We start from the raw sequence: 519 nt of genomic DNA, 5'->3' as shown, positions 1-519 counted from the left end.
CTCCTTTTGTCGATTGTTTTTGGGGGGGTTACCTATGCAGTAATTGATTCTAAGCTAAAGCTTGAAAAAACAACATTCGATATATTTACTAACGCTTTAAAAAAAGGTGTTGTTTATAGAAGCGAAGGTGAAAACGGAATAAAACTCCTTGATGATAAAATAGAATTAAAAATTGATCAAGATACCAGGTTATATCCTAGTAAAGGATATCGAAACGGTGATAAACATCTAATCATATTTGATAACGAGGGTAATCATAATGCTGTTAAAGACGCTGATGGGTATACACTAATAGAGGTAGGCGATGCTAGCGATCTTATAGGTGAGTCATCAACATTTGAAATGCCGGTTTAGGGATTGAGGGACGTTGTTCTTGCAGGATTCAGTTTTTTCGTCATTGCGAGGAAGATTACGAAGTAACTAACGAAGCAATCGCAGCAGGATATCTGACGAGATTGCCGCACGTTCGAAGACCGCACGCAATGACGATGTAGAAGTCAAGATTTAATCTTACAGACA

At 37.8% G+C, this 519-nt stretch carries 1 protein-coding gene; it reads left to right on the top strand.

Going from position 1 to position 519, the window contains the following annotated elements:
* On the top strand, positions 1-354 hold a 354-nt coding region (locus KYQ89_RS00415), incomplete at its 5' end, for a hypothetical protein (RefSeq protein ID WP_218459836.1).
* Positions 355-519: the final 165 nt, after the last annotated feature.

The sequence above is a fragment of the Rickettsia sp. TH2014 genome, assembly GCF_019249195.1.
Taxonomy (GTDB): domain Bacteria; phylum Pseudomonadota; class Alphaproteobacteria; order Rickettsiales; family Rickettsiaceae; genus Rickettsia; species Rickettsia felis.
This window is presented reverse-complemented; position numbering and strand designations above follow the sequence as displayed.